Raw genomic sequence first — 24,490 nt, forward strand, 5'->3', positions numbered from 1 at the left:
GCCTGCCTGGAAAAATAATTCCAGAAAATGCGACAAGCGGGGTGCAGTTCTGCGCCTACGGTGCGTCATAGAAGGTAATGAGATTTATTTACTGCTTTGCCTGACCATGTCCCCAACCCGTTTGTCCTTCTCTTTGCGCTCAGCGTTGCACACTCGCGCGGTATCCCGAATCGCCCGCTTCCACCCCGCACCGCTGGCGCTGGCCGCCGCGCTGGTGCTGGCGATGCCGCAGGCTGCCTATGCCCAATCGGCCACACCGGCCCATCAGGCCAACGAGGCCAGCAGCCTGTCGATTGCGTCCCAGCCGCTGGGGCCGGCGCTGCAGGCGCTGTCGGCAGCCACCGGCGTGTCCATCGGCTTTGCCCCCGCGTTGGTGGAGGGCAAGACAGCCCCCGCCGTCTCCGGTACGCTCACCGCGCAGCAGGCGGCCGACCGCCTGCTGGCCGGCAGCGGCCTGATGGCAGTGCGCCAAGGCGAGGCCATGGTCATCAAGGCAATGCCCTCGGCATCCGACACCAGCACCTTGCCGACCGTGACGGTCACCGCGCAAGGCGAGCGCAACGCGACCAGCGAAGGTTCGGGCTCGCTGGCGGCCTCGGCCGTGAGCCTCAACAAGGGCGACCAGTCGCTCAAGGACATTCCGCAGTCCATCAGCGTGATGACGCGCAAGCAGCTCGATGAGCAGGGCGTGAGCGACTTGCGCGATGCGATGAACAAGGTGACCGGCACGATGGGAGTGCAGGGCGTGGGCCAGGGCATGGTGCTGTCCGCGCGCGGCTTCCAGATCGATGCCTGGCAGTACGATGGCGCGGCCATTCCGCGCAACCATTACTCGCTGGGCAACTGGGGAACCGAGGGCATGGTCTTTTATGACCGGCTGGAGGTGCTGCGCGGTGCCTCGGGCCTGCTGCAGGGCACCGGCAGCCCCGGGGGCGCCGTCAACCTGGTGCGCAAGCGCGGCCAGCGTGAGAAGACCATCACTGTCACCGCCCGTGCCGGCTCCTGGGACCGCTACGGCCTGCAGCTCGATGCCGGCGGCCCACTGAACGACGAGGGCAGTTTGCGGGGCCGGCTGGTGGTGGACGAGTCGCGTGGCCACTCCTTTGTCGACTATGTGAATGAGCGCACACGCTCGCTCTATGCCGCGTTGGATTACGACATCAGCCCTGACACAACGGTCGGCTTGGGCGTGAGCCAGCTCGACAGCAAGGGCCGCCCCTTCATCATGGGCCTGCCGCTGTACGCCGATGGCAGCATGCCCGACCTGCCGCGCTCGACCTTCACCGGCTCCGACTGGAACCGCTCGAACGTGAAGCAGACGACGGTCTATGCCGACCTGAACCACCGCATCAACAACGACTGGAAGCTCAAGGTCTCGGCGCTGCAGGTGCGCGAGCAAAATGCCTCCTTGCACCAGCGCATGACCGGCACGGTGGCAGCCGGTGGTGGCGATGTGACCTATGACGACTGGTACACCGATTTCGACCTGAAGAAGGTCGCCTTCGATGCCTTCGTCAACGGCCGCTTTGAGCTGGCGGGCTTGCACCACGATGTGACAGTGGGCGCCAACTATTCCAAATACCGCTCCAACGATGTCTATGCCCGCACCTTCACGGCCGGGGCCGATATTTTCAACATCGACCACCACCGGCCCGAGCCCAGCCTGGCCAGCCTGCTGGCCGCCGGTGGCCGGCAGTGGAAGTCTGCCTACGATGTGCGGCAAAAGGGCATCTATGGCAGCCTGCGCACCCGCCTGACCGAGCCGCTCACGGCGATTGTGGGCGCTCGCTCCAGCTGGTATGACTCGCTCTACACCAATGCGCTCAACGACGAGCGCCAGCTCACCACCACCTCCGGTGAGATCACGCCCTATGCGGGCCTGGTGTATGCACTCACCCCCGAATGGTCGCTGTACGGCAGCTATACCAGCGTGTTCGAGCCCCAATCCGAGCGCACGGTGGAGGGCAAGGTGCTCGATCCGATCACCGGCACCAACTACGAGTTGGGCATCAAGGGCGCGCTGATGAACGGCAAGCTCAACACCTCGCTGGCGCTGTTCCGTTACGACCACAAGAACCGCGCCGTCAACGACCTGGCCTCCGGCTATGCCTGCGACGGCTGGTACTGCTCCACCTCGGCCGGCAAGGTGCGCAGCCAGGGGGTGGAGGCCGAAGTCAGCGGCGAAGTGGCACGCGGCCTGCAAGCCATGGTGGGCTACACCTTCAACACCAGCAAGTTCCTGAACGACCCGACCAACCAGGGCCAGGTCTTCAGCACCTGGACGCCCAAGCACATGCTGCGTGCCTGGCTGTCCTACCAGCTGCCTGGCGATTGGCACCGCATGAGTGTGGGCGCTGGCGTCGTCGCGCAAAGCCATACCTTGAGCTATGACCGCTCCTTCCAGGTTGCCGGCAACACCATCACCAGCCTGCGGCTGGCCTACCAGGCGACGCCCGAGGTCAGTGTTGCCCTCAACGTGAACAACGTGTTTGACAAGCACTACATCCTGCCGGGCTTTGTCGGCTACACCGGCGGCACCTATGGCGATCCGCGCAATGCGATGCTGACCCTGAAGTACACGCCCAAGCTCTAATTGCAGGCTGAGCTGCCAACGCACCTTGGCAGCGCCCGGCCTTGTCCAAAAACGGCAGTGTTCGGGTTTTGCAGCGCACAAACTGCGTTAGGCTGCGCGTTGCGATCCGCAAGCGGATGGGCGGGCCTTGCATGGCTAGTCCCCATCCTGTTTGCATCGGGGCCTGCCCGCAGCGCCCCGCGATGGCCAACCCCAGAGCCAGCTTTCCCCGCGCGTGCCATGGCGCATACCGATGTGCACGCCGCTGCGCACGCCGCCGCCGGGAACCCGCCAGCCATCCCATCCAGCCCAAGAGGAGGAGCTTATGTCCAATAAAACCCAACCATCCACCCTGTTTCGCCCATTGCTGGCAGCGGCCTTGGCCGTGTCTGCCAGCATCGGCGCTGTCTTGCCCGCCCATGCCGATTACCTGTGGCTGCAAACTGAGAACGGCCAGACGCGCGCCCAAGTGGGCGAGCTGCACAAGACGCCAGGACAACTCAGCGAACTGAGCGAGCCGCGCCAGGTGGTGGCAGAGGGCAAGACCGTGCCTGCATCGGCCGACCCCTATGTCCTGGCCAAGGAAGAGGGTGCCCCGGCCGACCAGCGCTTTGCGGCCACCCGTGCCGGCAGCGATGGTGTGCTGACCTACTACCAGGCCCGCTTTGGCCGCCAGGAGACCCGGGCCGTCCATGACCTGGAACTGGTGCCGACAACGCCCCAGGGCAACACCTACCAGCTGATGTTCAAGGGCCGGCCGGTGGCAGCCAGCCAGGTGAATGTGGACACCAGCGAAGGCTGGCGCCGCGTGCTGGCCCCCGCCAAGGATGGCACGGTGAGCTTTATGCCATCCTTCCCCGGCCTCTATGTGATGGAGGTCACGGCCCGGGTCAACAACGGCAGCGTGAAGCTGGGCGACAAGCAGTACGACGAGGTGCGCCACACCGCCACCTTGAGCTTTGAGGTGCCGCAGTAAGGCTATAAAGCGGCCCTTGCCCGCAGCGGCAGGTGCGCCGCTTTTGCGCTGGCGCCTGCACAAGTATTGGCTTGGCACGACAATTGCGGCAGTTCGACGGCTTGCCGTCTGGTGATTGCCGCATTTTGTCCTTCATGAAAAACCTGCCCCTGCTGCAGCAGCACGACCTGCGCCGTGCGCTGCACAACGAAGTCCATTCCCGCCCGCCTGAAGCGCTGCCCGACCACACCGCCGTGTTCTGCACGGTGATGTGGGCCGATGCCGCCGAGCGCGCAGCCAGCCGCCAGTGGCTGCACCAGCTGCTGCGCGATCTGCAGCTGCCCGTGCCCGATGCCGAGGCCAACCACCTGCGCCTGGACCTGGGCAATGGCCGGTTGCGCTGGGAGCTGCACACCGAGTTTGTCTCCTGGACCTGGATGGTGCCCATCCGCCCTGAGGCGCTCGATGAGGCCGAGCTGCCGTCTGCCAGCGACCTGGTGCCCGCCCAGTGGCTGGCCGGGCTGCCGGGCCGCTGCCTGCTGGCGATGAACGCCTGGGTGCTGCCCGCATCGCCCGCGCTGGAGAAAAAGGTCGAGCAGCGCTGGCTGTATGAGGACAAGCTCGTGGCATCCAAGGCCTCCGACCAAAAGGCGCAGATTTATACCGATTTCTCCATCCACTCGGATGGCGCATCGCGCCTGTTTGTGCTGAACCAGGGCCTGTCGGCGGCGCGCAATGGCCGCCTGGTGCAGCGCCTGCTCGAGATTGAGACCTACCGCATGGCCGCCTTGCTGGGCCTGCCTGCGGCGCGGGAGACCATGGAAAAGCTCGCCAGCACCGAGTCCGAGCTGGCCGAGCTGTCATCGGCCATCCGCAGCGCCGGTGCCGCCAGCGAGCCGCAACTGCTCGACCAGCTCACGCGCCTGGCCGCCCAGGTCGAGAGCCAGTACGCCGCCCACCACTCGCGCTTCTCAGCCAGCAGCGCCTACTTTGCACTGGTGCGCCAGCGGGTGGGCGATATCCAGGAAACGCGCCTGGGCAGCTACCAGACCATTGGCGATTTCATGGACCGGCGCCTGACCCCCGCGCGCAATACCTGCGTGTCGGCGCACCAGCGGCTGGAGGCCCTGTCCCAGCGCGTCTCGCGCATCAGCAACCTGCTGCAGACGCGGGTCGACATCAGCCAGAAGCAGGGCCGCCAGGCGGTGCTCAAAGCGATGAATGAGCGCCAGGGTCTGCAGCTCAAGATGCAGTCCACCGTCGAGGGCCTGTCGGTGGCGGCCATCACCTACTACTTCACCGGCCTCATCAGCTATCTCGCCAAGGGCCTGCAGAAATGGGGGTGGCCACTGTCGCCAGAAACGACGGCGGCGCTGGCCATCCCGGTGATAGGCTTGGGCGTCTGGTGGTCGATTCGCCGCATGCACCATCGCTTGTTCCACGGCGCGGCGGACCCGCACTGATTGTTGGAGAGTTATCTTGTCTGTTTCTGTTGCACCGGCTGCGGTGCTCACGCCCAGCGTGCGCCGCGCCGGCATGGTCTGCGCCGTCGTCGGCGCCATCGCCTTCAGCGGCAAGGCCATCATCGTCAAGCTGGCCTACCGCCATGGGGTCGATGCGGTCACCTTGATCATGTACCGCATGCTGTTTGCGCTGCCGCTGTTTGTCATCATGGCCTGGTGGGCCGGGCGGGGCAAACCGGCGCTGTCGCTGCGTGACTGGCTCGCCGTCATCGCGCTGGGCTTTTGCGGCTACTACCTCTCCAGCTACCTCGATTTCGCCGGGCTGAGCTATATCAGCGCGGGGCTGGAGCGGCTGATCCTCTACCTCAACCCCACTTTGGTGCTGGCGCTGGGCTGGCTGCTGTACCGCAAGGTGGCCAGCGGCCGCCAGCTGCTGGGCCTGGCTATCAGCTATGCCGGCGTGATGCTGGTGTTCGGCATGGAGTTGTACACCCACGGCGCCGGCCAGCAGGTCGGCTGGGGCGCCACCTTGGTGTTCCTGAGCGCCGTGAGCTATGCCGTCTACCTGGTCTACAGCGCCCAGTATGTGAAGCGCCTGGGTGCCCTGCGCCTGGTGGGCCTGGCCACCAGCTTTGCCTGCCTGTTCTGCATTGCGCAGTTTCTGCTGACCAGGCCGCTGCAGGCCGCCCAGGTGGATGCGGCCGTCATCTGGCTGTCCGTCTTGAACGCCACGTTGTGTACTGCCGTGCCCGTGTTGCTGGTGATGCTGGCGGTCGAACGCCTGGGTGCGGCCACGGTCGCCCAGACCGGCATGATTGGCCCCTTGTCCACCATCCTGATGGGCGTGTGGCTGCTCGGCGAGCCGCTGACCCCGGTGATGGTGGGCGGCACAGCCTTGGTGCTGACCGGCATCTACGTATTCACCCACCAAGTCAAGAGGCCATAAAGGGCATGGGCATGTGCCCCAACGCCATTGCCATTTGTCGCATAGCATCGGTACCCACAAGGAGATTTGAATATGGATTTTGGAATTGCCAACAAATGGGCCCTGGTCTGCGCGGCCAGCAAAGGCCTGGGCCGTGGTTGCGCGCAGGCGCTGGTCAATGAAGGCGTCAACGTGGTCATCAACTCCCGCGGCGAAGAAGCGCTGAAGGACACCGCCCGCCAGCTCAAGGTGATGGCCGCCATGTGGGCAGCCGCCGCCCCGGGCCGCGTGGCCCCCCAGGTGATCGCCGTGGCCGCAGACATCACCACCGAAGCCGGCCGTGCCGCCGTGCTGAGTGCCGAAGGCGGCCCTGGCCAGCGCTTTGACATTCTGGTGAACAACGCCGGCGGCCCACCTCCCGGCGATTTCCGCGACTGGGACCGTGAAGCCTGGGTCAAGGCACTGGACGCCAACATGCTCACCCCCATTGCGCTGATCCAGACCTTGATCGACGGCATGGCCGAGCGCGGTTTTGGCCGCATCGTCAACATCACCTCCAGCTCCGTGAAGGCGCCCATCGACATCCTGGGCCTGTCCAACGGCGCGCGCAGCGGCCTGACCGGCTTTGTGGCCGGTGTGGCACGCAGCGCCATTGCCGCCAAGGGCGTGACCATCAACAACATCCTGCCCGGCAAGTTCGATACCGACCGCATTGCGGCCACCATCTCCGCCACTGCCAGCAAGACCGGCAAGAGCGAAGCCGATATCCGCGAGGCGCAGCAAAAGCAGATTCCTGCCGGCCGCTACGGCACCGCCGATGAGTTTGGCGCGATCTGCGCGTTCCTGTGCAGCCAGCAGGCCGCCTATATCACCGGCCAGAACATCCTGCCGGATGGCGGCTCCTACACAGGTACTTTCTAAGCACCTGTCACCCAAAGCAGAACCGCCCGGGCAGATGCCCGGGCGGTTTTTTTACGTCTGACATGGAGGCTGGCAGTGATCAAGCCTGGTCGTCGTCCAAGAAGTCAAAGCCATCGTCGCCGCTGTCATAGTCGGCGATGTCCTGGCTGTTGCTGTCGCTGCTGTTGTTGCGGCTGTCCTGCTCGGGCATCCAGCGGTTGACGGAGGAGTCCACATGGTCGCGCCCGGCTTGCTGGGCGAGCTGGTCCAGGCCGCTGTTATCGCCGCTGCCGGTGGAACTGGCGCTGGCCGTGCTGGCGCTGTCTGCGGCCGGGCCGCTGCTGCCGGCCGCGTGGCTGGGGGTGGTTGCTGCCTGGGCGGGGTTGCTCCAGAGGTGGCTCAGGCCATTGAACAGCAGCATGCCGCCCGCCACACCGGCGGCCGAAGCAGCAGCTTGGCCCAGAAAGCCGCCTGCTGCCGATCCAGCACTGGGCTGCGCAGGCATCGGGGCGGGAATGGGCGCAGGCGCTGCCGGGGCTGCACCAAACCAGCGCCCACTGCTGGCCGGGGCGGGCGTATCGGCATAGCCAGCAGGGGCAGCGCTGTTGGGCGGATAACTCGGCGCATAGCCCGCTGGGCTGCGGCTGGCCAGATTGGCATCGGGGGTACGGCCAAAATGCGTGTCCAGCCCGGCACCTAAAAAGCTGCCACCACTGCCGCTGGCCGGTGGGGCGGCAGCAGCCCGGGCCTCGACCAGTTGTGCCTGCAACTGCGCCTCTTGCTGCTGCGCCTGCTGCAACGCCTGCTCCAGCAGCAGACCACGCTGGGTCAGCCAATAGAGCGCATCCGGGGTTTGCTGGGCCTGCTGGCGTACCCAGGCTTCTGCCTGGCCATCCTTGGGCTGGCCATCGCGCTGGCGCAGTTGCTGGAAGAGGTTCTCGATCAGGGTTTGTTCTTGCGCATTCATCTCGGCATCCTTGCGATGGTGGTGTCACCGCATATGGGATGCACTGTGCGCCTGCACAAGGGCGCCAGTGTGAAGCCTGCGTTCTATCGGTAGCAGGTTGTAAGCGGCGCGGCGGGCCCGCATCACGCCCGGCGCGACGAGATCACAATGCCGGCGACGACCAGCACAAAGGCCACACCGTGGTAGAGCCGGGGCGGCTCGCCCAGAAATGCGGCCGACAGCACGGCGGCAAACAGCGGCGTCAGGTTGGTGAAAAAGCCCGCCACCGTCGGGCCCACCCGCTGCACGCCGATGCCCCAGCAGCGGTAGGCCAGGATCGCCGGGCCGATGACGATATAGGCAATCGCCCAGAGCAGGGTGCTGTTCATCTGCAGCTGGCTGGCGCCAACCGCCCATTCGGTGCCGGCAAACAGGCCCGACCACAGCAGGCCAAACGCCAGCTGGGCCATCAGCAGCAGCGCCCACTGGCTTTTGATGCCGGCGGGCTCATGGGTGCGCACCAGCAGCCAGCTGTAGAGCGACCAGCAGGCGGTGGACAGCAGCATGAACAGATCCCCCGGCACCAGGCGCAGCTGGCTCAGCTGCTGCCAGTCGCCATGGCTGAGCACCAGCAGCACGCCGCTGACCGAAAACAGCGCGCCCAGCATCTGCGGCCGGGTGATGCGGGTCTGGAAGAACAGCGCGCCAAAAGCCATCATCCACAGCGGCATGCTGGATGCGACCAAGGTCACATTGATGGGCCCCGAGGTCTTCAGTGCCATGTACTGGAAGGCGTTGTAGCAGCCAATGCCCAGCAGGCCGATGACGGACCAGCGCTTCCAGTGCGGCCACAGCGGGCTGCCCCGGCGCAGCAGCGGGTAGGCCAGCGGCAGCATGATCGCAAAGGCCAGCAGCCAGCGCACAAAGTTCAGCAGCATCGGGGAGACCAGCTCATGCACCAGCCGGCCGACCACGGCATTGCCGGCCCACATCAGTGGCGCGGTGGTCAGCAGCGCCATCGTCGAAGGTGTCAGTTTTTGTTGCATCGCCAGACTGTACATCCCCGTGACAGCGGTCCGCCTGAAAGCGTGGCAGCATGGTGACTGACGGCACCAGGAGCCTGGCCAGACCCTATCCCAGTTCACACAGGAGAATTTCCATGTCTTTGGCAGTACAGATTGCCCGCAATGGCGGACCCGAGGAGATGAAGCTGGTCGACGTGGACGTCGGCGCGCCCGGCCCGGGCGAGGTGCGCATCCGCCACCATGCGATCGGGCTCAATTTCATCGACGTCTACCAGCGCACCGGCCTCTACACCTTGCCGATGCCGCTGAACCTGGGCATGGAAGGCGCTGGTGTCGTCGAGGCCGTGGGCGATGGCGTGCAGCACCTGCAGCCGGGCGACCGGGTCGCCTATGCCAGCAACCCGCCGGGCAGCTACAGCGAAGTGCGCGTGATGCCCGCCACCTATGTCTGCCAGCTGCCCGACAGCATTGATTTTGAAACCGGCGCGGCGATGATGCTCAAAGGCCTGACGGCCCAGTACCTGCTGCGCCAGGCCAAGCCGGCCGAAGGCCTGCATTCGGGCGACTTTGTGCTGTTCCATGCCGCCGCTGGCGGGGTGGGGCTGATCGCCTGCCAATGGGCCAAGGCGCTGGGCCTGCGCCTGATTGCCACGGCCGGTTCCGATGAAAAATGCCAGCTGGCGCTGGCCAATGGCGCCGAGGTGGCCATCAACTACCGCACGGAAAACTTTGCCGAGCGGGTCAAGGACATCACTGGGGGCAAGGGCGTCAAGGTCGTCTATGACTCGGTCGGCAAGGACACCTGGGATGGCTCGCTGCAATGCCTGCGCGCCTTTGGCCTGATGGTCTCGTTTGGCAACGCCTCCGGCCCGGTGCCGCCTTTTGCGCCGGCCATCCTGGCGGCCAAGAGCCTCTATGTTACCCGCCAGGGGCTGTTCACCCACCTGCGCTCGCGCGAGGCCTGCCAGGCGATGGCCAATGACCTGTTCGCCGTCGTCGGCTCGGGCCAGGTCAAGATCCACATCGCGCAGCGCTTTGCGCTGTCCGAAGTGCAGGCCGCGCACCGCGCGCTGGAGGCGCGCAAGACCACGGGCAGCAGCATCCTGCTGCCTTGATAGTCCCGTAGCCGATGCCCGCATCGGGTTTTGGGGCGGGGCTTGGTGGCCCACAGGTGCAGATGGACTAACATCCATCTGCTTTTATTTTGATAGTGCCCCATGTCCCCTGTTTCTCCCCCGCCGTTTGCGCCCCAGCCGCCCGCCTGGCTGGCTGCTGCGCGCACGGCCATGCAGTCGCCACCGCGCAAGGCCAGGCTGCCGCTCTGGGTCAACGGCCAGGCGGTCGGCTCGCTGGTCGAGCATTTCTTGATCGAGACCGGTATCGCAGGGCGCCTGGGCGGCGATGCACTGCTGTCCAAGCGCGAGCGCTCGGGCATGGCGGTGTGGCTGCTGGAATCGCCCACGCAAGATGCCACCACCTTGATGGGGCGCCTGGCCGATGCGTTGCGCGATGCGGGCCGCAGCGGCCCCTGGCGCAATGAGCAGCTGGCTGTGCAGGCGGTCGATGGCAGCCGCATTGGTACGGTGGAGCGCGGGGCAGTGCGCGTGCTGGGCATTGCCACCCTGGCGGTGCACCTGGTGGGCATGGCCCCGGATGGGCGCCTGTGGGTGCAGCAGCGCGCGGCCAACAAGGCCAACTACCCGCTGCACTGGGACACCTTGATGGGCGGCATGGTCTCGGCCCAGGACAGCCTGGAGCAAGCGCTGGCCCGCGAGACCTGGGAAGAGGCCGGTCTGCAGATCGCCGACCTGCAAGGCCTGCGCCATGGCGGCGTGCTGCGCTTTCGCCAGCCCGACAGCGATGGCGGCGGCGACCTGGGCTATATGTACGAAGACATCCACTGGTATGCCGCCACCGTGCCTGACGGCATGGCACCCCGCAACCAGGATGGCGAAGTGGCGCAGTTTGCGCTGTGGCAGGCCGGCGAGGTCGAGCAGCAGCTGGCGCAGGCACGATTCACGCCCGAGGCCGCCTTGGTCTGGGCCGGTTTTGCAGATTGGATGACATGACAGAGACAGCGAACAAGCAGGGCGCCCCGGTGCAGGCGCCCAAGCAGGTGGTGGTGGTGGGTGCCGGTGTGGTCGGCGTGGCCACGGCCTTGGCGCTGCAAAGCTATGGCGTGGCAGTCACCCTGATCGACCGGGGCGAGCCTGGCATGGAATGCAGCTACGGCAACTCGGGCGCGATCAGCCCCGGCTCGGTCGCGCCGCTGGCCCTGCCCGGCATCTTGAAGACCGTGCCCGGCATGCTGATGGACCAGGACGGCCCGCTGTCGATTGGCTGGAAGCACCTGCCCAAGGCGGCATCCTGGCTGGTGGCCTTTGCGCAATCGGCCGAGCCCAAGCGCGTGGCCGCTGCGGCCGAGCGCCTCAACGACCTGTACCAGGGCGCCGTCGATGCGCATGCGGCGCTGGCGCAGAACCTGGGCGTGTCCGAGCTCTTCATGCGGCGCGGCCATCTGCACCTCTACCCCGATGCCGGTTATGCGCAAAAGGATGCCACTGGCTGGCAGCTGCGCGCCCAATACGGCTACCAGGTCGAGGAGCTGGACCGCGCCGGCATCGAGGCGCTGGAGCCCCATGCGCCCCAGGGCTATGCCCATGGCCGCTACCTGGCGGATCACGGCACCATCCTGAACCCGCTGCGCTATGTGCAAAGCATGTTACATGCCTTTGTGCAGCGCGGCGGCAAGCTGGTGCAGGCGGAGGTCAAAGCCATCCGCCCCGATGACAAGGGCTGGGCCGTGCGCACCGGCGAAGCCGCGCTGGATGCGCAGCGCTGGCCACATGTGGTGGTGGCCGCTGGCGCCTGGGCACCCGCGCTGCTCAAGCCGCTGGGCATGCTGCTGCCGATCGAATCACAGCGTGGCTACCACGCCCAGTTTGGCGGTGCCCAGCATCTGGTGGAACGCACCGTGGTGCTGGCCGACAAGAAAGTGTTTATCGCGCCGATGGAAGGCGGGCTGCGCGTCGGCGGCACGGTCGAGATCGCTGGCCTGACGGCGCCCCCCAACCCGCGCCGCGTCGCTGGCATCGAGCGCATTGCCCGCGAGGCCTTCCCTGCCCTGGCCGGCCTGGAAGCCCAGCACTGGATGGGCCACCGCCCCTGCCTGCCGGGCTCCGTGCCGGTGGTGGGCCATATCGATGCGATCCAGGGCCTGTGGCTGGCCGTGGGCCATGGCCATCTGGGGCTGACCGGCTCGCTGCCCACGGCCCAGCGCATTGCAACCGGCATGTGCGGGCCGCAGGCGCTGCCGTTCTGGCAACTGCGTACTGCGGGCTAATGAACCAATTAGCAGGCGCTTGGCAGATCGCAGGCGCGCTCAGCCCATCAGCTGCGCGAGCCTGCGCACCGCCGCCGGTATCGGCGCAATCACCGGCAGGTGCAGGCGCTCGGCCAGCGCAATGGCGGCCTGGCCCAGCGGGCCGCCGCCAATGATCACGGCCTGCGCGCCATCCTCGTCCACACAGCGCTGCACTGCTTGTGCCAATGCGGCTTCCAGTGCCGGGGCATCGCCACTCAGGGCGCGCGGGTCGCCCTCGGTCAGGCGGATGCCGGTGTAAAGATGGGTCAAACCCACCGCAGCCACCCGCCCGGCAATCGGCTCCACCAGGTCCGGCGTCACGGTGGCTACGCCAAAGCGCCGGCAGCCGCTGGCCGCTTCCAGCATCGATGCCTCGGCAATGCCCACCACCGGCACGGCGCTCAAGGCCCGCAGCCGCTCCAGCCCCGGGTCGCCAAAGGCGCTGATGATGGTGCCAGCGCAGTCGCTGGGCGCCTCGCGCCAGCAGTCTTCCACTTCCAGCGCGGCTTGCGCCAGCTCGGTCGCATTGACGATCATTGGCGGCCCCTTGCCGGCGGTGCGGGGCAGAATCTGCCACTGCGCAGGCGCCGAGCGCTGGGCAATGTCGGCCATCATCGAGGTGGTGGCCTCGGAGGCATTGGGGTTGATCAGCAGGATTTTGGGCATGCAGCAAAACTAGGATTGGGCCGCGGCAGACGTGCCAGCCAGGGGCTCGGCATCGGGGGAGCGGCCATAGGTTTCGGGTACGCATTGCACACTGATGATGAACACCAGGTACATCGCAGCGGCCAGGCCAAACACGCCGCCCAGGCCAAAGCCATCAAACAGACGGCCTGCTACCAGCGGCATCAGCGCACCGGCTGCCGTACCGGTGGCCAGAATGAAGGCAGTGCCAAAGGCGCGCACACGGGTGGGGTAGAGCTCGGGCGCATAGATCCAGATGGTGGTGTTGAGCAGCAGCACAAAGAACTGGAAGGTAGCCCCGGCCATCAGCAGCACCACAATGCTCTTGGCCGCAAAGCCAATCGTCAGTGCTGCCAGGCAGGCGCAGATGGCGCCGGCGGTCAGCACCCGTTTGCGCGGAAAGTGAAAGCCCAGCGCCGAGGCCGCAATCGCGCCCAGCAGGCTGCCGCTTTGCATCACCATCGTGAACAGCAGGCTCTTGGACATGCTGTAGCCCAGGCCCACCAGAATCGTCGGCATCAAGGTCAGCACCGAAATCTGCGCGCCATAGGTCATCCAGATGGTGATGCACAGCGGCACGGTGCGGCGGCCCAGCGCGCCCCGGAAAATCTCGGTGATGCGCACCTTGATCTTGGCCGCCGTGGTGCTGCTGCCGTCATCGCTGATATAGGGGTGGCTGGCTTGCGCAGCGCCCGCCAGCTTGCCCGATGCCAGGCGCGTCAGCACCGCATTGGTCTCGGCAATGCGGCCTTGCGACAGCAGAAAACGCGGCGTCTCGGGGATATAGCGGCGGTAGAACGCAGCCAGCAGTGCCGGCACCATCAGGCAGACAAAGAGCCAGCGCCAGCCGTTGTCGCCGGGGAAGATCCAGAACACCAGCAGGCCAAAGGCCGGCGCCAGAAAATTGCCCAGCCCGCCCGCGCCCACGTTGACCAGGCCAACCGCCGTGCCCCGGAACTTGGACGAGCAGAACTCTGACAGCATCGTGACCGCAATCGCAATCTCACCCCCCAGGCCAAAGCCCACCACCGCCCGGCCCAGTGCCATCACCGCCAAGTTGGGCGCCATCGCGCAGATGCCCGCACCAATGGTGAACAGCAACAAGTCCACCGACAGCATCACGCGGCGGCCATAGCGGTCGGCGATATAGCCCGAGACGATACGGCCAATCGCCGCGCAGGCAAAGGTCACCGAGTTGAGCATGCCGATGTCCGACGCCGTCAGCCCCCATTGCTCCTTGAGCATGGGCCCGATGATGCCGACCGCATTCTGCTCGAAGCTGTCAAACAGGCAGCCAATCAGGATCAAAAAGATGATCGTGTGGTGCGAGCGGGTCACCCCTATCTTGTCCAGGGCCTGGTCGAGTTCGGCCACCTTGGGAGAGTCGGGTGCAGAGGAAAGTGCAGGTCCACCAGCCATTGAAAGCTCCTTGAGAAGAGTCGTACTTGCTCGATTCGGATCGCTGCGCCAGTGTTGGGCAGTTCATCGAAGTTTGGTATAGGTATTTCACTAATATGGTGCATGTGAAATTGAAATTTCATGCACCAGCCAAGCTAAAGCAAGCAACGTGCCATCCAGGGTGGCGTTGGGGATCAGGGTGGTGGGGGCGTTTTCTGAAAGCAAGGCCGCAGCAGCTGATGCATCGGCAGCGTACATAGCTGTAGCGAGATTAGCCGAGGTCTATAAGGTGAGGGCTGAGGGCATCAGGGCGCAAAAACTGCAACCGCCAGCGTTGGAACTGGCGATCGACTAAGCGGCAGTATTTTGAGAATAGGGCGATCGCTTCTGCCGGCCCCTTTACGACGTTGAGGGTAAGTCGCCAGCCTTCAATAGCGGCCCTGATCGAGCAGCTTGGCTCAAGAGGTTTTCAAGCAGGTCTCAGCCGTTGTGCATTGCCTTTTCTGCCAGCTCTTGGGCACGGGCCACTGAAATGCCTTCAGTCTGGTCCATGACGAGTTGATCATCCTCGGGATCGCCTGTGTGAAGGATCACCTTTGGACGTTGACCGCCAAGTTGAACCACAACATCGGCGGGCCTGTACGACGCGTACGGATAGACACTGATGTTGTTGCAAACCCAGCCGAAGAATCCCTCTCCCTCAACGGGAGCTTCGTATGTCTCGTAATAGCGTTCGAAGCTTTTTTGGCTGAGAGAGACCCAGATCCCCCAGAGAAATGGTTCCTCGATTCCATGAATCGGTACCTCTAGAACTGCTCGTACAAAGTAGTCCGTACCGTCGTCGTGAGTGATTGTGCAGAAGTCGCTGCTGAGTTCCCCGATGGACGCCTTCTGTTCATCCGACAGGCTTGCGTAATGATCCGGCGCCCTGAAGGCAATGCTGGGGGACCCCTCATGGATGTCGCCGCAGCAACTGCATTTGAATGCGAAGATGGCAGCCATCAGATTTAGGGCTCCAGGTAGGAAGTTGGTGTAGGAAACTGCTGATCGAGCCCCATGGGGCTTCGCGATCGGCCGATTATGACCCAGCGGCGAATGAGCCAGCTCGCACCGATGTGAGCCTTCTCGCTGGCCAAACGAAGGTCTAATCCGGCTGGCTGCCGTCAGCCTAATGTCACATGCACTTCAGACGCTGCCAGCGCCCTTGGCCGGCGACCCCTACGAGTCCATTCGCCAGCTGTCTGATCAATCGCCCATACGCAAGTTCTCGCTCTCTGCAGGTTTGCTACATGGTGCAGCCCAGCCAGCCTCAAAACTCCCGATGCTGCTCATGCTGCTGCTCAATGGCAGCCAGGCGCTTGCGGCCGGGCGCGCCGGCGGCCTCCAGCACCATCGTGGCCAGCAGGTCGCAGACGGCCATCACGGCCACATGGTTGTCCAACAGGCCTGGGCCATGGCAATCGCACTGGATGGACCAGGTGGCGGCGGCGTAGTGCGGGGAAGCCTGGTCGCTGACCAGCAGCACCGAGGCGCCGGCCTTGCTGGCGCTGGCCAGCAGTGCGGCCATCTGCCGGGTCTGGCGGCGCATGCCGAAGAGGATGACGCAGTCGTTCTTGCCCAGCTGGGCGGTGTATTCGGCCAGGGTCTCGCCCGGGCCGGGCAGGCTGATGACCTGGGGCACCACCTGGATGATTTGCCAACGCAGGTACTGGGCAAAGGCATGGCTGCTGCGGCTGCCAAAGATGAGCACCTGGCGCGCGGCGATGATGGCCTGCACGATCTCGCTCAGCTGCGGCTCGCTCAGCTGGTCCAGGGTGTTTGTCAGGTTGGCCAGCGAGCGCTCGCGGTGGGTTGCCAGCATCTGCCCGCGCTGAAAAGCCTGGGCCGCCGACTGGAACAGCGGCGAGCCGCTTTGCTTGTCCTCGCGCACCTGGCGGCGCGCTTCTTCGTAGTTCTCATAGCCCAGGCGGCGGATAAAGCGGCTCACCGTCGAGGGCGACACCTTCGCCAGCTGGGCCAGCTCATTGCCGGCGTAGCTGGCCAGCTCGCCGGGGAACTCCAGCACAAAGTCTGCCAGCTGCCGCTCGGTGGCCGGCAGTGCCTGCAGGTGCTGGCGCACCCGCTGCAAAAAGGATTCGGTCGCTGGTGGTCGCATCGCATGGCGGCGGGCCGGTGGGCCTGCAGCTAAAAGGGGATGACGGGATTCTAGGCCAGCCGATTCATCCCATCCACCACGGCGGTGCGTAGCGCCGCTTAGTGGGCCTTGGCTAGATAGGGCTTGAGCCAGCCCAGGCCATCGCTGGTGGCATGGGGCGCCGCGCCGCGTGCGGGCTTGTACTCGCAGCCCATCCAGCCGTCGTAGCCCAGGCTGTCGAGCAGCGCAAACAGATAGGGGTAGTGCAGCTCGCCCACATCGGGTTCATGGCGCTCAGGCACGCCGGCGATCTGGATGTGGCCGACCTGGCCCGTAGGCAGGTACTGGCGGATCTTCATCGCCAGGTCGCCCTCGACGATCTGGCAGTGGTACAGGTCCATCTGCACCTGCACATTGGCGGCGCCCATCTCGGCGACCAGGGCATGGGCCTGGTCCTGGCGGCTCAGGAAGAAGCCGGGCATATCGCGGCCATTGATGGGCTCCAGCAGGATGCGCACGCCTAGCGCTGCCGCCTGCTCGGCCGCATGGCGGATATTGGCGATGTAGGTGGCGCGCACGGTAGCGGCATCGGCGCCCGCAGGCACCAGGCCGGCCATCACATGCAGGCGCGGGCATTGCAGCGCCTGGGCATAGCGCAGCGCCTGCGCTATGCCGTCGCGGAACTCGGCCTCACGCCCGGGGATGCAGGCAATGCCGCGCTCGCCCCGGTCCCAGTCGCCGGGCGGTGCATTGAACAGCACCTGCTGCAGGCCCTGTTGCTGCAGCAAGGCCGCCAGCTGCTCGGGCGCGTAGGCGTAGGGGAAGAGGTACTCGACGGCCGTAAAACCATCGCGGGCAGCGGCGGCAAAGCGGTCCAGAAAGTCCAGGTCGTTGTAGAGCATGGACAGGTTGGCAGCAAAACGGGGCATGGGGTGCTTTCCAAAAAAGGGGCGGCCGGCAGGCAGGCGGTCAGCGTGCGGCAGGCCGGGAAGTAGTTTTACCAGTGGGCGCCAAAGCTCTGGCGCAGTTCGTCAATCTGGGCGTCGCTCAGCGGCGCGGGTGGCTGCTGGCGGCACTGGTTCCAGAGCAGCGCCGTTTCCTCCAGCTCTTCCAGCACGGCCATCGCCGCAGCCGGGCTCTCGTGCCAGACATTGGGGCCCAGGCGCGCCAGCATCACGGCGCGGATCGGCTTGCCGGCGGCTGCGTACTGCGCGATCGCCTCGGCCACGGCCTGTGCCGCATCGGGCGAGCCGGGGCGGTGGTAGGCGATGTGCGGCACACGGCCGACCTTCATCACAAAGTAGGGCGTCAGCGCGGGCAGCAGCTCGGCAGCGGCCTCCACCCCCGGCACAGCAGTCGCTTGCAGCGAGCAGGCCACCAGCTGGCGGCTGTGCGTGTGGATCACGCAGCCGGCCGGTGTTGGCGTGTTGGCGCTGGCCTCGTAAATGCGCCGGTGCAGCACGATGGTCTTGCTGGCGCGGTCACCGCTCAGCTGCTGGCCTTGCAGATCGAGCTTGGCCAGGCGATCGGGCTGCAGCTGGCCCAGGCTTGCGTCGGTCGGGGTGATCAGGTAGCCATCGGCCAGGCGCACGCTGATATTGCCGGCGCTGGCATGCACATAGCCGCGCTGGAACAGCGATGCTCCTACCCGGCAGATCTCGGCGCGGGCGCTGGGTTCGTCCATAAAGACCATCGTTGTCAGCCTTGCAAGGAGGTGAATGCCTTGGTGAAGAAATCGGTGCTGCCAAAGTTGCCCGATTTGAGCGCAATGTGCAAGCCCTCCGGCGCTGCCGGACTGGCCGCATGGCACCAAGGCACCCCCGGGTCAATCTGGCCGCCAATGCGCATCTGTGCAATGCCCAGGGCCTGCACGCAGGCGCCTGATGTTTCTCCACCTGCTACCAGCAGCTGCCGCACGCCCAGCGCCACCAGGCCGCGCGCAATGGCAGCCAGGGTTTGCTCCACCAGCGCACCGGCTTGCTCCACGCCCAGCTGGGCCTGGATGCTGCGCACCGCATCGGGCTCGGCGGTGGAGTAGACGAGTACCGGCCCGTTGGCCAGATGCGGGCGGGCCCAGTCCAGCGCCTCGCGCACTACATCGTCACCGGCGGCCATGCGCAGCGGCGCCAGCGCCAGTGCCGGGCGGCCGCTGGCGATGAAGTGCGCCACCTGCGCATTGGTCGCTACCGAGCAACTGCCCGACACCACTGCCTGCAGCCCGCTGGCCGCCGGCAAGGCGGCCGCCTGGTGGCTGGCCTGCAGGCCAAAGTTGGCAGGCAGCGCAATCGCAACGCCCGAGCCGGCGGTTACCAGCGGCAGATCGGCCAGCGCCGGGCCCATGCGCAGCAGGTCGTCGTTCGATACCGCATCAACAATCGCAATGCCCACGCCGTCGGCCTTCAGCGCCGCGATGCGGTTGCGGATGGCGTCTGCGCCCTGGGCGACCACGCTGTGGTCGATCAGGCCCACCTTGCGCCGGGTCTGCGACTGCAGCACGCGCACCAGGTTGGGGTCGGTCATGGGGGTCAGCGGGTGGTTCTGCATGCCGCTTTCGTTCAGCAGCACATCGCCGGCAAACAGATAGCCTTTGAAGACCGTGCGCTTGTTGTCCGGAAAGGCCGGGGTGGCGATGCTGAAGTCGCTGCCCAGCGCATCCATCAACGCGTCCGTCACCGGGCCGATATTGCCGGCCGGCGTGCTGTCAAAGGTGGAGCAGTATTTGAAATAGACCTGCTGCGCGCCCTGGCCCTGCAGCCAGCGCAGGGCCGCCAGCGACTGGGCCACGGCTTCGCCGGCGGGGATGGTGCGCGACTTCAGCGCCACCACCACAGCATCCACCTCCGCATCCAGCGGGCCGCTGGGCACACCAATGGTCTGCACCACGCGCATGCCGGCGCGCACCAGATTGTTGGCCAGGTCGGTGGCGCCGGTAAAGTCGTCGGCAATGCAGCCCAGCTTCAATGCGGCGCCGCTCATCGCTGGCCTCCGTCATTGGCCGCCTGGGGCAGGGTGATGCCGGGGAAGATCTTGATCACCGCGCTGTCGTCTTCCTTGGCGTAGCCTGCGGTGGATGCCTGCATGAACATCTGGTGCGCGGTGGCCGCCAGCGGCAGCGGAAACTTGCTGGCGCGTGCGGTATCCAGCACCAGACCCAGGTCCTTCACAAAGATATCGACGGCCGACAGCGGCGTGTAGTCGCCCGCCAGCACATGGGCCATGCGGTTCTCAAACATCCAGCTGTTGCCGGCGCTGTGGGTGATGACTTCGTAGATCGCCGCAGCGTCCACCCCTTCGCGCAGGCCCAGGGCCATGGCCTCGGCAGCGGCGGCAATGTGCACACCGGCCAGCAGCTGGTTGATGATCTTGACCTTGCTGCCCGCGCCTGCCTTGTCGCCCAAGCGGTAGACCTTGCCGGCCATCGCATCGAGCACAGCGCCCGCTGCGGCGTAGGCCGCTGGCGTGGCCGAGGTCATCATCGTCATCTGGCCGGCCGCCGCCTTGGCCGCGCCGCCGGAGATGGGGCCATCCACATACAGCACGCCGCTCTGGGCCAGGCGCGCCTCCAGCGCGATGGACCAGTTCGGGTCAACGGTAGAGCACATCACAAAGGTGCTGCCAGCGCGCATCGCCGCAGCGGCGCCATGCTCGCCAAACAGCACGGCCTCGGTCTGCGCGGCGTTGACGACGACGGACACCACCACATCCACCTGCGCGGCCAGCTCGGCCGGGTGGGCGCAGGCTACGCCACCGGCGCTGGCAAAGTCGGCCGCTGCGCCCGGGCGCACATCACAGACATGGACCTGGTAGCCCCGGTTGCGCAGGGTTTGGGCAATGCCCAGGCCCATGGCGCCCAGGCCGATGACGCCCACCTTGGCGTGCTGTGCGTGTGTAGTCATTGGAGAAGCTCCCGTGAATCAGAGGTAGAGAATGCCCGGCCTGGTGGCGGGGCACAAGAATGCAAGCGACAAATAGGAAAGCGACCAACCAGGCTGCGGATCAGGCCACCAGCGCCCAGACCAGGCAGGTCAGCGCAAAGCCGGCGACGCCCAGCACGGTGGTCAGCACCGTCCAGCTGCGCAGCCCATCGGCCACGCTCAGGCCCAGGTAGCGGGTCACAATCCAGAAGCCCGAGTCATTGACATGCGACAGTCCCAGGCCGCCAAAGCCGATGGCCACCGTCAGCACGGCGATCTGCACCGCGCTGTAGCCGCCGCCCTGAATGCTTTCGGCCAGCAGGCCGCAGGTGGTGAGAATGGCCACCGTTGCCGAGCCCTGCGCGGCGCGCAAGGCCAAAGAGATGACGAAGCCCAGCAGGATCAGAGGCAGGCCGGTACCCGACAGCGCCTGGGACAGCGCGGTGCCAATGCCGCTCACCGTCAGCACCTTGGCAAACACGCCGCCAGCGCCGGTCACCAAGATCACCGTGGCTGCTGCGGGCAGCGCCGATTCCATCACTTCATTGGTGCGCTTGCGCGTCCAGCCCAGCGGGCGCACCAGCAGCACAAAGGCCAGGCCAATCGCTACCATCAACGCAAACACCGGCGCGCCAGTAAAGGCCAGAAAATCACGCAGCGCATCGCCCTTGGGGAGCATGGTCGCCGCCGTCGTGCCCAGCATGATGAGGGCCAGCGGTGCCAGGATCAAGGTCAGCACGGCACCCACGCCCGGCAGCCTGGCGGCAGGCGCATCGGCGGCATCGCCGCTGCCAAAGTTGCGGAACTGGGCTTCTGCATCCGGCTGCATCGTGTAATGGCGGCGGTTCAAATAGCCGCCCACCCACTGCGCCACAAAGGCCAGCGGTATGCAGATGCCCAGCCCGATCAGCGTGATCCAGCCCACATCGGCCGACAGCACCGCTGCGCCGCCGACAATGCCCGGGTGCGGCGGCACGACCACATGGGTGGCCAGCATGATGCCGGCCACCGGCAGCCCGTACTTGATGGGGCTGACCCCTGCGGCCTTGCAAAAGCCATAGATGATGGGGATCAGGATGATGAAACCCACATCAAAGAACACGGGGATCGACAGCACCAGCGCGGCCGCCGTCAGCGCTGCCGGCACCCGCTTGGGGCCCAGCAGCTGGCTGAAGCGCTGCGCCAAGGTATTGGCGCCGCCCGATACCTCGATCATCCGGCCCAGCATCGCGCCCAGCGCCACCAGGATGGCCACCGACCCCAACGTGCCGCCCATGCCGGATATCAACGTGGGAATGATCTCAGCGAGCGGGATGCCCGTGGCCAGCGCCACCAGCAGGCTCACCAGCATCAGCGCCACAAAGGCATGGACTTCGAATCGGATGATCAGCAGCAGCAGCGCAGCAATGCTGGCGCCCGCAATGCTCAGAAGGGCAAAGGTCGTCATGGCGAAGGACTTGTCTCACTCGGTTATCAAAGGGGCCAAATGGCGCGGTGCCACTGACAGTTTATATTGTTATCATACAAATTTTGCGCGATCATAGCACTGCGCGCGCATGGCCTTGCGCGGTACTTTCCCGAGGCAGGGCAAGGTTTTTGGTTGCACACGGCAGGCCGGGTCGCCTGCCTGCAAAGCCCTCGCATCCCGGACGTGGGCGTCAAAAAGGCGCTGCAGTGGTCTGCAGCGCCTTGGCGTTGGCTGGGATCGCAGCGGGCGGTGGCCCCTGCAATCCGCCCTGGCATCAAGCCAGCGTACGCAACGTCGGCTCGCGGTCCCAGAAGCGGGTCTTCGCGCCCTCGATGAAACCGGCCACATCCTTGGGCTCGAACACGCCTTCGTCCGGCTTCACCCCAGCGGCGTCCAGGATCAGGTGCGTGGCCTTGCAGGCGGCAATCGCCTTCAGGTGGCCAAAGGCGTCGCGGAACCAGTCCTGCGCGGCGCTGTCCTTGGCCAGCGTCTCACCCGATGCCATCGGAATGACGGACGCCACCGCATCGAACTGCGCCGAGGGCGCGCCGGCCAGCTGCGCATCGGCAGCAATGTGCTTGCCGTCGCTCAACGTGGCGCCACCAATCTTGGGCGCGATGATCTTGACCATGGCCTTCTCGGCCAGGATGGCCTTTTGCAGCGCGGCCACGTTCTCGGCGTTAGAGCCGTCGTCCACCAGAATCGCGACGCAGCGGCCTTCCAGGGTGGGCTTCATACGGTCGATGATGCGCAGCGCGGGGCTGGGTGGCAGGTCTTGCACCGGCACCGCAGGCTTGGCGGGCTTGGGCAAGGCCGCCAGGCCCAGGCCCTTGGCCACCCGCTTGCCCAGGTTGTTGTCAATCACCAGCAGGTGGGATACCACCGCTTCGCGCACATGGGGCGTCTGCACCTTGGACAGCTCAAACACCAGCGCGGACGCAATATGGGCCTGCTCGATGTCGCTCTGGCTGGTGTAGAACAGGCGCGCCTGGCTGTAGTGGTCGGCAAAGCTTTCCGGGCGGATGCGGCTCTTGGCATCGCCTTCCGACGGCTGGGCAAACGACTTGAAACCCTGGGCCCGCGATTCGCGTGGCGAGTTCGGGTCCAGGCTCGATGGCTCGTAGGCCACGCGTCCCTTGGGCACCTGGGTCTGCATATGGCCGTCACGCTGGGTGTGGGCAAACGGGCACTTGGGCGCGTTCACGGGGATCTGCGTGAAGTTCGGTCCGCCCAGGCGCGACAGCTGCGTGTCCAGGTACGAGAACAGGCGGCCTTGCAGCAGCGGATCGTTCGAGAAATCAATGCCGGGCGGCACATTGGCCGGGCAGAAGGCGACCTGCTCGGTCTCGGCAAAGAAGTTGTCCGGCCAGCGGTCCAGCGTGAAGCTGCCGATCTTGGTCAGCGGAATCACCTCTTCGGGAATGATCTTGGTCGGATCCAGGTGGTCATAGGGCAGGGCGTCGGCTTCTTCCTGCGTGAACAGCTGCACGAACAGGTCCCAGGCAGGGGCATGGCCGGCCTCGATGGCCTCGAACAGGTCGCGGCGGTGGAAGTCGTTGTCGGCCGCCTGCAGCTTGGCCGCTTCGTCCCAGACCGTCGACTGGATGCCCAGTTGCGGGCGCCAGTGGAACTTCACAAAGGTGCTCTCGCCCTTGTCGTTGATGAGGCGGAAGCTGTGCACGCCAAAGCCTTCGATCGTACGCAGGCTGCGCGGGATCGCCCGGTCGCTCATCGCCCACATGATCATGTGCATGGACTCGGGCATCAGCGAGATGAAATCCCAGAAGGTGTCATGCGCAGACGCTGCTTGCGGAAAGCCACGGTCGGGCTCCATCTTGACGGCATGCACCAGGTCGGGGAACTTCATCGCATCCTGGATGAAGAACACCGGAATGTTGTTGCCCACCAGGTCCCAGTTGCCTTCTTCGGTGTAGAGCTTGATCGCGAAGCCACGCACATCGCGCGGGGTATCGACCGAGCCCGCACCGCCAGCCACCGTGGACATGCGCGCAAAGATCGGCACCTTCTTGCCGACCTCGGTCAGCACCCTGGCGGTCGTGTACTTTTTCAGCGAATGGCTCAGCTCGAAGTAGCCATGTGCGGCCGTGCCGCGTGCATGCACGATACGCTCTGGAATGCGCTCATGGTCGAAATGGGTGATCTTCTCGCGCAGCACAAAGTCTTCGAGCAAGGTGGGTCCCCGGCCGTAGGCGCGCAATGAGTTCTGGTTGTCCGAGACAGGGATACCCTGCTGGGTGGTCATCACCGGGTGGCCATCACCGGCCTGGTCATGGCGCTCGCCTCCGGTACTGGCTTGGTTGGCAGCGGATGCGGGCGATTTGCGAGTGGTCATCGTGGATCTCCAGATGGTTGGTTCAGGGTTGGCCTGGGGCTGGCAGGTGCTCCACAACTGGAGGAACCGGCTGTACCCATGGCCGCCGGGCGCCGCAGACCTGGCACCGCGCCGCGGGCAATGGCCTGTGGCACGGCACCGGGCGGGCGGCCGGCGAAGGAGGCAGCGAGGGTTGTGGAGCGACGCTTGGCGGTTCAAGAATGCCAGCAGCCCGTTCCCGCCCTTGTAGGCATTTGGAGGACTTGCTTGTCATGCACGGGCTGAGACGCCGCAATGCACTGCGCTGCACCGCCCTGGCAGGCGCGCAGCAAAAAGGCCGCTCGGTGAGCGGCCTGGTTCTGTGCTGGCTGCGCCGATCAGTGGAAGAACAGCGCAATCAGGATGATGAT

General features: G+C 65.7%; 21 protein-coding genes. 8 read left to right on the top strand and 13 right to left on the bottom strand.

The window, feature by feature from the left end:
• Nucleotides 1-106 precede the first annotated feature (106 nt).
• The 5 genes from ACHWUQ_RS01530 to ACHWUQ_RS01550 all read left to right on the top strand — a co-directional run bounded on the left by ACHWUQ_RS01530 (nucleotide 107) and on the right by ACHWUQ_RS01550 (nucleotide 6,836).
• Nucleotides 107-2,593: a TonB-dependent siderophore receptor gene (locus ACHWUQ_RS01530; protein WP_394680137.1), complete on the top strand. Its 2,487-nt coding sequence runs from the start codon at nucleotides 107-109 to the stop codon at nucleotides 2,591-2,593.
• A gap of 304 nt (nucleotides 2,594-2,897) precedes the next feature.
• Nucleotides 2,898-3,548 (top strand): hypothetical protein, encoded by a 651-nt coding sequence (locus ACHWUQ_RS01535; protein WP_394680138.1) that lies wholly within the window; start codon nucleotides 2,898-2,900, stop codon nucleotides 3,546-3,548.
• A 134-nt stretch (nucleotides 3,549-3,682) separates the two neighbouring features.
• Nucleotides 3,683-4,990 carry a DUF3422 family protein gene (locus tag ACHWUQ_RS01540; protein WP_394680139.1) on the top strand — a complete coding sequence of 436 codons (1,308 nt, stop codon included), beginning with the start codon at nucleotides 3,683-3,685 and terminating at the stop codon, nucleotides 4,988-4,990.
• Nucleotides 4,991-5,063: 73 nt separating this feature from the next.
• Entirely contained in the window at nucleotides 5,064-5,936 is an 873-nt protein-coding gene (locus tag ACHWUQ_RS01545) for a DMT family transporter (RefSeq protein WP_312529200.1), read from the top strand.
• 72 nt (nucleotides 5,937-6,008) lie between these two features.
• The gene (locus tag ACHWUQ_RS01550) at nucleotides 6,009-6,836 is read left to right on the top strand and encodes an SDR family oxidoreductase (RefSeq protein ID WP_394680140.1); all 828 of its coding nucleotides are present in this window, start codon (nucleotides 6,009-6,011) and stop codon (nucleotides 6,834-6,836) included.
• A 79-nt stretch (nucleotides 6,837-6,915) separates the two neighbouring features.
• Here the strand turns inward: ACHWUQ_RS01550 and ACHWUQ_RS01555 are convergent, their stop codons facing one another.
• Both ACHWUQ_RS01555 and ACHWUQ_RS01560 read right to left on the bottom strand, forming a co-directional pair.
• Nucleotides 6,916-7,782, bottom strand: coding sequence for a DUF2076 family protein (locus tag ACHWUQ_RS01555; RefSeq protein ID WP_394680141.1), 867 nt, complete (start codon nucleotides 7,780-7,782; stop codon nucleotides 6,916-6,918).
• Nucleotides 7,783-7,904: 122 nt separating this feature from the next.
• Complete coding sequence (locus ACHWUQ_RS01560) at nucleotides 7,905-8,807, bottom strand: DMT family transporter (protein WP_239811110.1); 903 nt, start codon at nucleotides 8,805-8,807, stop codon at nucleotides 7,905-7,907.
• 113 nt (nucleotides 8,808-8,920) lie between these two features.
• Between ACHWUQ_RS01560 and ACHWUQ_RS01565 the strand changes: the two genes are divergently transcribed.
• The 3 genes from ACHWUQ_RS01565 (at nucleotide 8,921) to ACHWUQ_RS01575 (ending at nucleotide 12,129) form a co-directional block, all read left to right on the top strand.
• Complete coding sequence (locus ACHWUQ_RS01565) at nucleotides 8,921-9,901, top strand: quinone oxidoreductase (protein WP_239811111.1); 981 nt, start codon at nucleotides 8,921-8,923, stop codon at nucleotides 9,899-9,901.
• Between the two features lie 102 nt (nucleotides 9,902-10,003).
• Nucleotides 10,004-10,855: an NUDIX domain-containing protein gene (locus ACHWUQ_RS01570; protein ID WP_394680142.1), complete on the top strand. Its 852-nt coding sequence runs from the start codon at nucleotides 10,004-10,006 to the stop codon at nucleotides 10,853-10,855.
• Nucleotides 10,852-12,129, top strand: coding sequence for an NAD(P)/FAD-dependent oxidoreductase (locus ACHWUQ_RS01575; RefSeq protein ID WP_394680143.1), 1,278 nt, complete (start codon nucleotides 10,852-10,854; stop codon nucleotides 12,127-12,129). Before ACHWUQ_RS01570 ends, ACHWUQ_RS01575 begins: the two co-directional genes overlap by 4 nt.
• A gap of 39 nt (nucleotides 12,130-12,168) precedes the next feature.
• Here the strand turns inward: ACHWUQ_RS01575 and ACHWUQ_RS01580 are convergent, their stop codons facing one another.
• The 11 genes from ACHWUQ_RS01580 to ACHWUQ_RS01630 all read right to left on the bottom strand — a co-directional run bounded on the left by ACHWUQ_RS01580 (nucleotide 12,169) and on the right by ACHWUQ_RS01630 (nucleotide 24,101).
• Nucleotides 12,169-12,816, bottom strand: a complete 648-nt coding sequence (locus ACHWUQ_RS01580) for an aspartate/glutamate racemase family protein (protein ID WP_394680144.1) — start codon at nucleotides 12,814-12,816, stop codon at nucleotides 12,169-12,171.
• 9 nt (nucleotides 12,817-12,825) lie between these two features.
• On the bottom strand, nucleotides 12,826-14,253 hold the full coding sequence (locus ACHWUQ_RS01585) for an MFS transporter (RefSeq protein WP_394680145.1): 1,428 nt from the start codon (nucleotides 14,251-14,253) through the stop codon (nucleotides 12,826-12,828).
• A 90-nt stretch (nucleotides 14,254-14,343) separates the two neighbouring features.
• Nucleotides 14,344-14,490 (bottom strand): hypothetical protein, encoded by a 147-nt coding sequence (locus ACHWUQ_RS01590; protein WP_369458974.1) that lies wholly within the window; start codon nucleotides 14,488-14,490, stop codon nucleotides 14,344-14,346.
• A gap of 222 nt (nucleotides 14,491-14,712) precedes the next feature.
• The gene (locus tag ACHWUQ_RS01595; protein ID WP_394680146.1) at nucleotides 14,713-15,234 is read right to left on the bottom strand and encodes a DUF2199 domain-containing protein; all 522 of its coding nucleotides are present in this window, start codon (nucleotides 15,232-15,234) and stop codon (nucleotides 14,713-14,715) included.
• A gap of 307 nt (nucleotides 15,235-15,541) precedes the next feature.
• A complete protein-coding gene (locus ACHWUQ_RS01600) occupies nucleotides 15,542-16,387 on the bottom strand; it encodes a MurR/RpiR family transcriptional regulator (protein WP_312834176.1) in 846 nt (281 codons plus the stop codon).
• Nucleotides 16,388-16,485: 98 nt separating this feature from the next.
• The gene (otnI, locus tag ACHWUQ_RS01605; protein ID WP_394680147.1) at nucleotides 16,486-17,295 is read right to left on the bottom strand and encodes a 2-oxo-tetronate isomerase; all 810 of its coding nucleotides are present in this window, start codon (nucleotides 17,293-17,295) and stop codon (nucleotides 16,486-16,488) included.
• Between the two features lie 68 nt (nucleotides 17,296-17,363).
• Nucleotides 17,364-18,050 carry an aldolase gene (locus ACHWUQ_RS01610; protein WP_394680148.1) on the bottom strand — a complete coding sequence of 229 codons (687 nt, stop codon included), beginning with the start codon at nucleotides 18,048-18,050 and terminating at the stop codon, nucleotides 17,364-17,366.
• A gap of 14 nt (nucleotides 18,051-18,064) precedes the next feature.
• The gene (otnK, locus tag ACHWUQ_RS01615) at nucleotides 18,065-19,342 is read right to left on the bottom strand and encodes a 3-oxo-tetronate kinase (protein WP_394680149.1); all 1,278 of its coding nucleotides are present in this window, start codon (nucleotides 19,340-19,342) and stop codon (nucleotides 18,065-18,067) included.
• Entirely contained in the window at nucleotides 19,339-20,262 is a 924-nt protein-coding gene (ltnD, locus tag ACHWUQ_RS01620; RefSeq protein WP_373448752.1) for an L-threonate dehydrogenase, read from the bottom strand. Before ltnD ends, otnK begins: the two co-directional genes overlap by 4 nt.
• Nucleotides 20,263-20,362: 100 nt before the next feature.
• Entirely contained in the window at nucleotides 20,363-21,727 is a 1,365-nt protein-coding gene (locus ACHWUQ_RS01625) for a GntP family transporter (protein WP_312834181.1), read from the bottom strand.
• Between the two features lie 295 nt (nucleotides 21,728-22,022).
• Nucleotides 22,023-24,101 carry a catalase gene (locus tag ACHWUQ_RS01630; protein WP_394680150.1) on the bottom strand — a complete coding sequence of 693 codons (2,079 nt, stop codon included), beginning with the start codon at nucleotides 24,099-24,101 and terminating at the stop codon, nucleotides 22,023-22,025.
• Nucleotides 24,102-24,490: the final 389 nt, after the last annotated feature.

The sequence above is a fragment of the uncultured Comamonas sp. genome (genome assembly GCF_964277875.1).
GTDB classification, from domain to species: Bacteria; Pseudomonadota; Gammaproteobacteria; order Burkholderiales; family Burkholderiaceae_C; genus Comamonas; species Comamonas sediminis.

Excerpts from the sequence above, each read along its gene's own strand:
- ACHWUQ_RS01530 (WP_394680137.1), top strand. The coding sequence starts at position 107 with ATGTCCCCAACCCGTTTGTCCTTCTCTTTGCGCTCAGCGTTGCACACT.
- ACHWUQ_RS01535 (WP_394680138.1), top strand. The coding sequence starts at position 2,898 with ATGTCCAATAAAACCCAACCATCCACCCTGTTTCGCCCATTGCTGGCA.
- ACHWUQ_RS01540 (WP_394680139.1), top strand. The coding sequence starts at position 3,683 with ATGAAAAACCTGCCCCTGCTGCAGCAGCACGACCTGCGCCGTGCGCTG.
- ACHWUQ_RS01545 (WP_312529200.1), top strand. The coding sequence starts at position 5,064 with ATGGTCTGCGCCGTCGTCGGCGCCATCGCCTTCAGCGGCAAGGCCATC.
- ACHWUQ_RS01550 (WP_394680140.1), top strand. The coding sequence starts at position 6,009 with ATGGATTTTGGAATTGCCAACAAATGGGCCCTGGTCTGCGCGGCCAGC.
- ACHWUQ_RS01555 (WP_394680141.1), bottom strand. The coding sequence starts at position 7,782 with ATGAATGCGCAAGAACAAACCCTGATCGAGAACCTCTTCCAGCAACTG.
- ACHWUQ_RS01560 (WP_239811110.1), bottom strand. The coding sequence starts at position 8,807 with ATGCAACAAAAACTGACACCTTCGACGATGGCGCTGCTGACCACCGCG.
- ACHWUQ_RS01565 (WP_239811111.1), top strand. The coding sequence starts at position 8,921 with ATGTCTTTGGCAGTACAGATTGCCCGCAATGGCGGACCCGAGGAGATG.
- ACHWUQ_RS01570 (WP_394680142.1), top strand. The coding sequence starts at position 10,004 with ATGTCCCCTGTTTCTCCCCCGCCGTTTGCGCCCCAGCCGCCCGCCTGG.
- ACHWUQ_RS01575 (WP_394680143.1), top strand. The coding sequence starts at position 10,852 with ATGACAGAGACAGCGAACAAGCAGGGCGCCCCGGTGCAGGCGCCCAAG.
- ACHWUQ_RS01580 (WP_394680144.1), bottom strand. The coding sequence starts at position 12,816 with ATGCCCAAAATCCTGCTGATCAACCCCAATGCCTCCGAGGCCACCACC.
- ACHWUQ_RS01585 (WP_394680145.1), bottom strand. The coding sequence starts at position 14,253 with ATGGCTGGTGGACCTGCACTTTCCTCTGCACCCGACTCTCCCAAGGTG.
- ACHWUQ_RS01590 (WP_369458974.1), bottom strand. The coding sequence starts at position 14,490 with ATGTACGCTGCCGATGCATCAGCTGCTGCGGCCTTGCTTTCAGAAAAC.
- ACHWUQ_RS01595 (WP_394680146.1), bottom strand. The coding sequence starts at position 15,234 with ATGGCTGCCATCTTCGCATTCAAATGCAGTTGCTGCGGCGACATCCAT.
- ACHWUQ_RS01600 (WP_312834176.1), bottom strand. The coding sequence starts at position 16,387 with ATGCGACCACCAGCGACCGAATCCTTTTTGCAGCGGGTGCGCCAGCAC.
- otnI (WP_394680147.1), bottom strand. The coding sequence starts at position 17,295 with ATGCCCCGTTTTGCTGCCAACCTGTCCATGCTCTACAACGACCTGGAC.
- ACHWUQ_RS01610 (WP_394680148.1), bottom strand. The coding sequence starts at position 18,050 with ATGGACGAACCCAGCGCCCGCGCCGAGATCTGCCGGGTAGGAGCATCG.
- otnK (WP_394680149.1), bottom strand. The coding sequence starts at position 19,342 with ATGAGCGGCGCCGCATTGAAGCTGGGCTGCATTGCCGACGACTTTACC.
- ltnD (WP_373448752.1), bottom strand. The coding sequence starts at position 20,262 with ATGACTACACACGCACAGCACGCCAAGGTGGGCGTCATCGGCCTGGGC.
- ACHWUQ_RS01625 (WP_312834181.1), bottom strand. The coding sequence starts at position 21,727 with ATGACGACCTTTGCCCTTCTGAGCATTGCGGGCGCCAGCATTGCTGCG.
- ACHWUQ_RS01630 (WP_394680150.1), bottom strand. The coding sequence starts at position 24,101 with ATGACCACTCGCAAATCGCCCGCATCCGCTGCCAACCAAGCCAGTACC.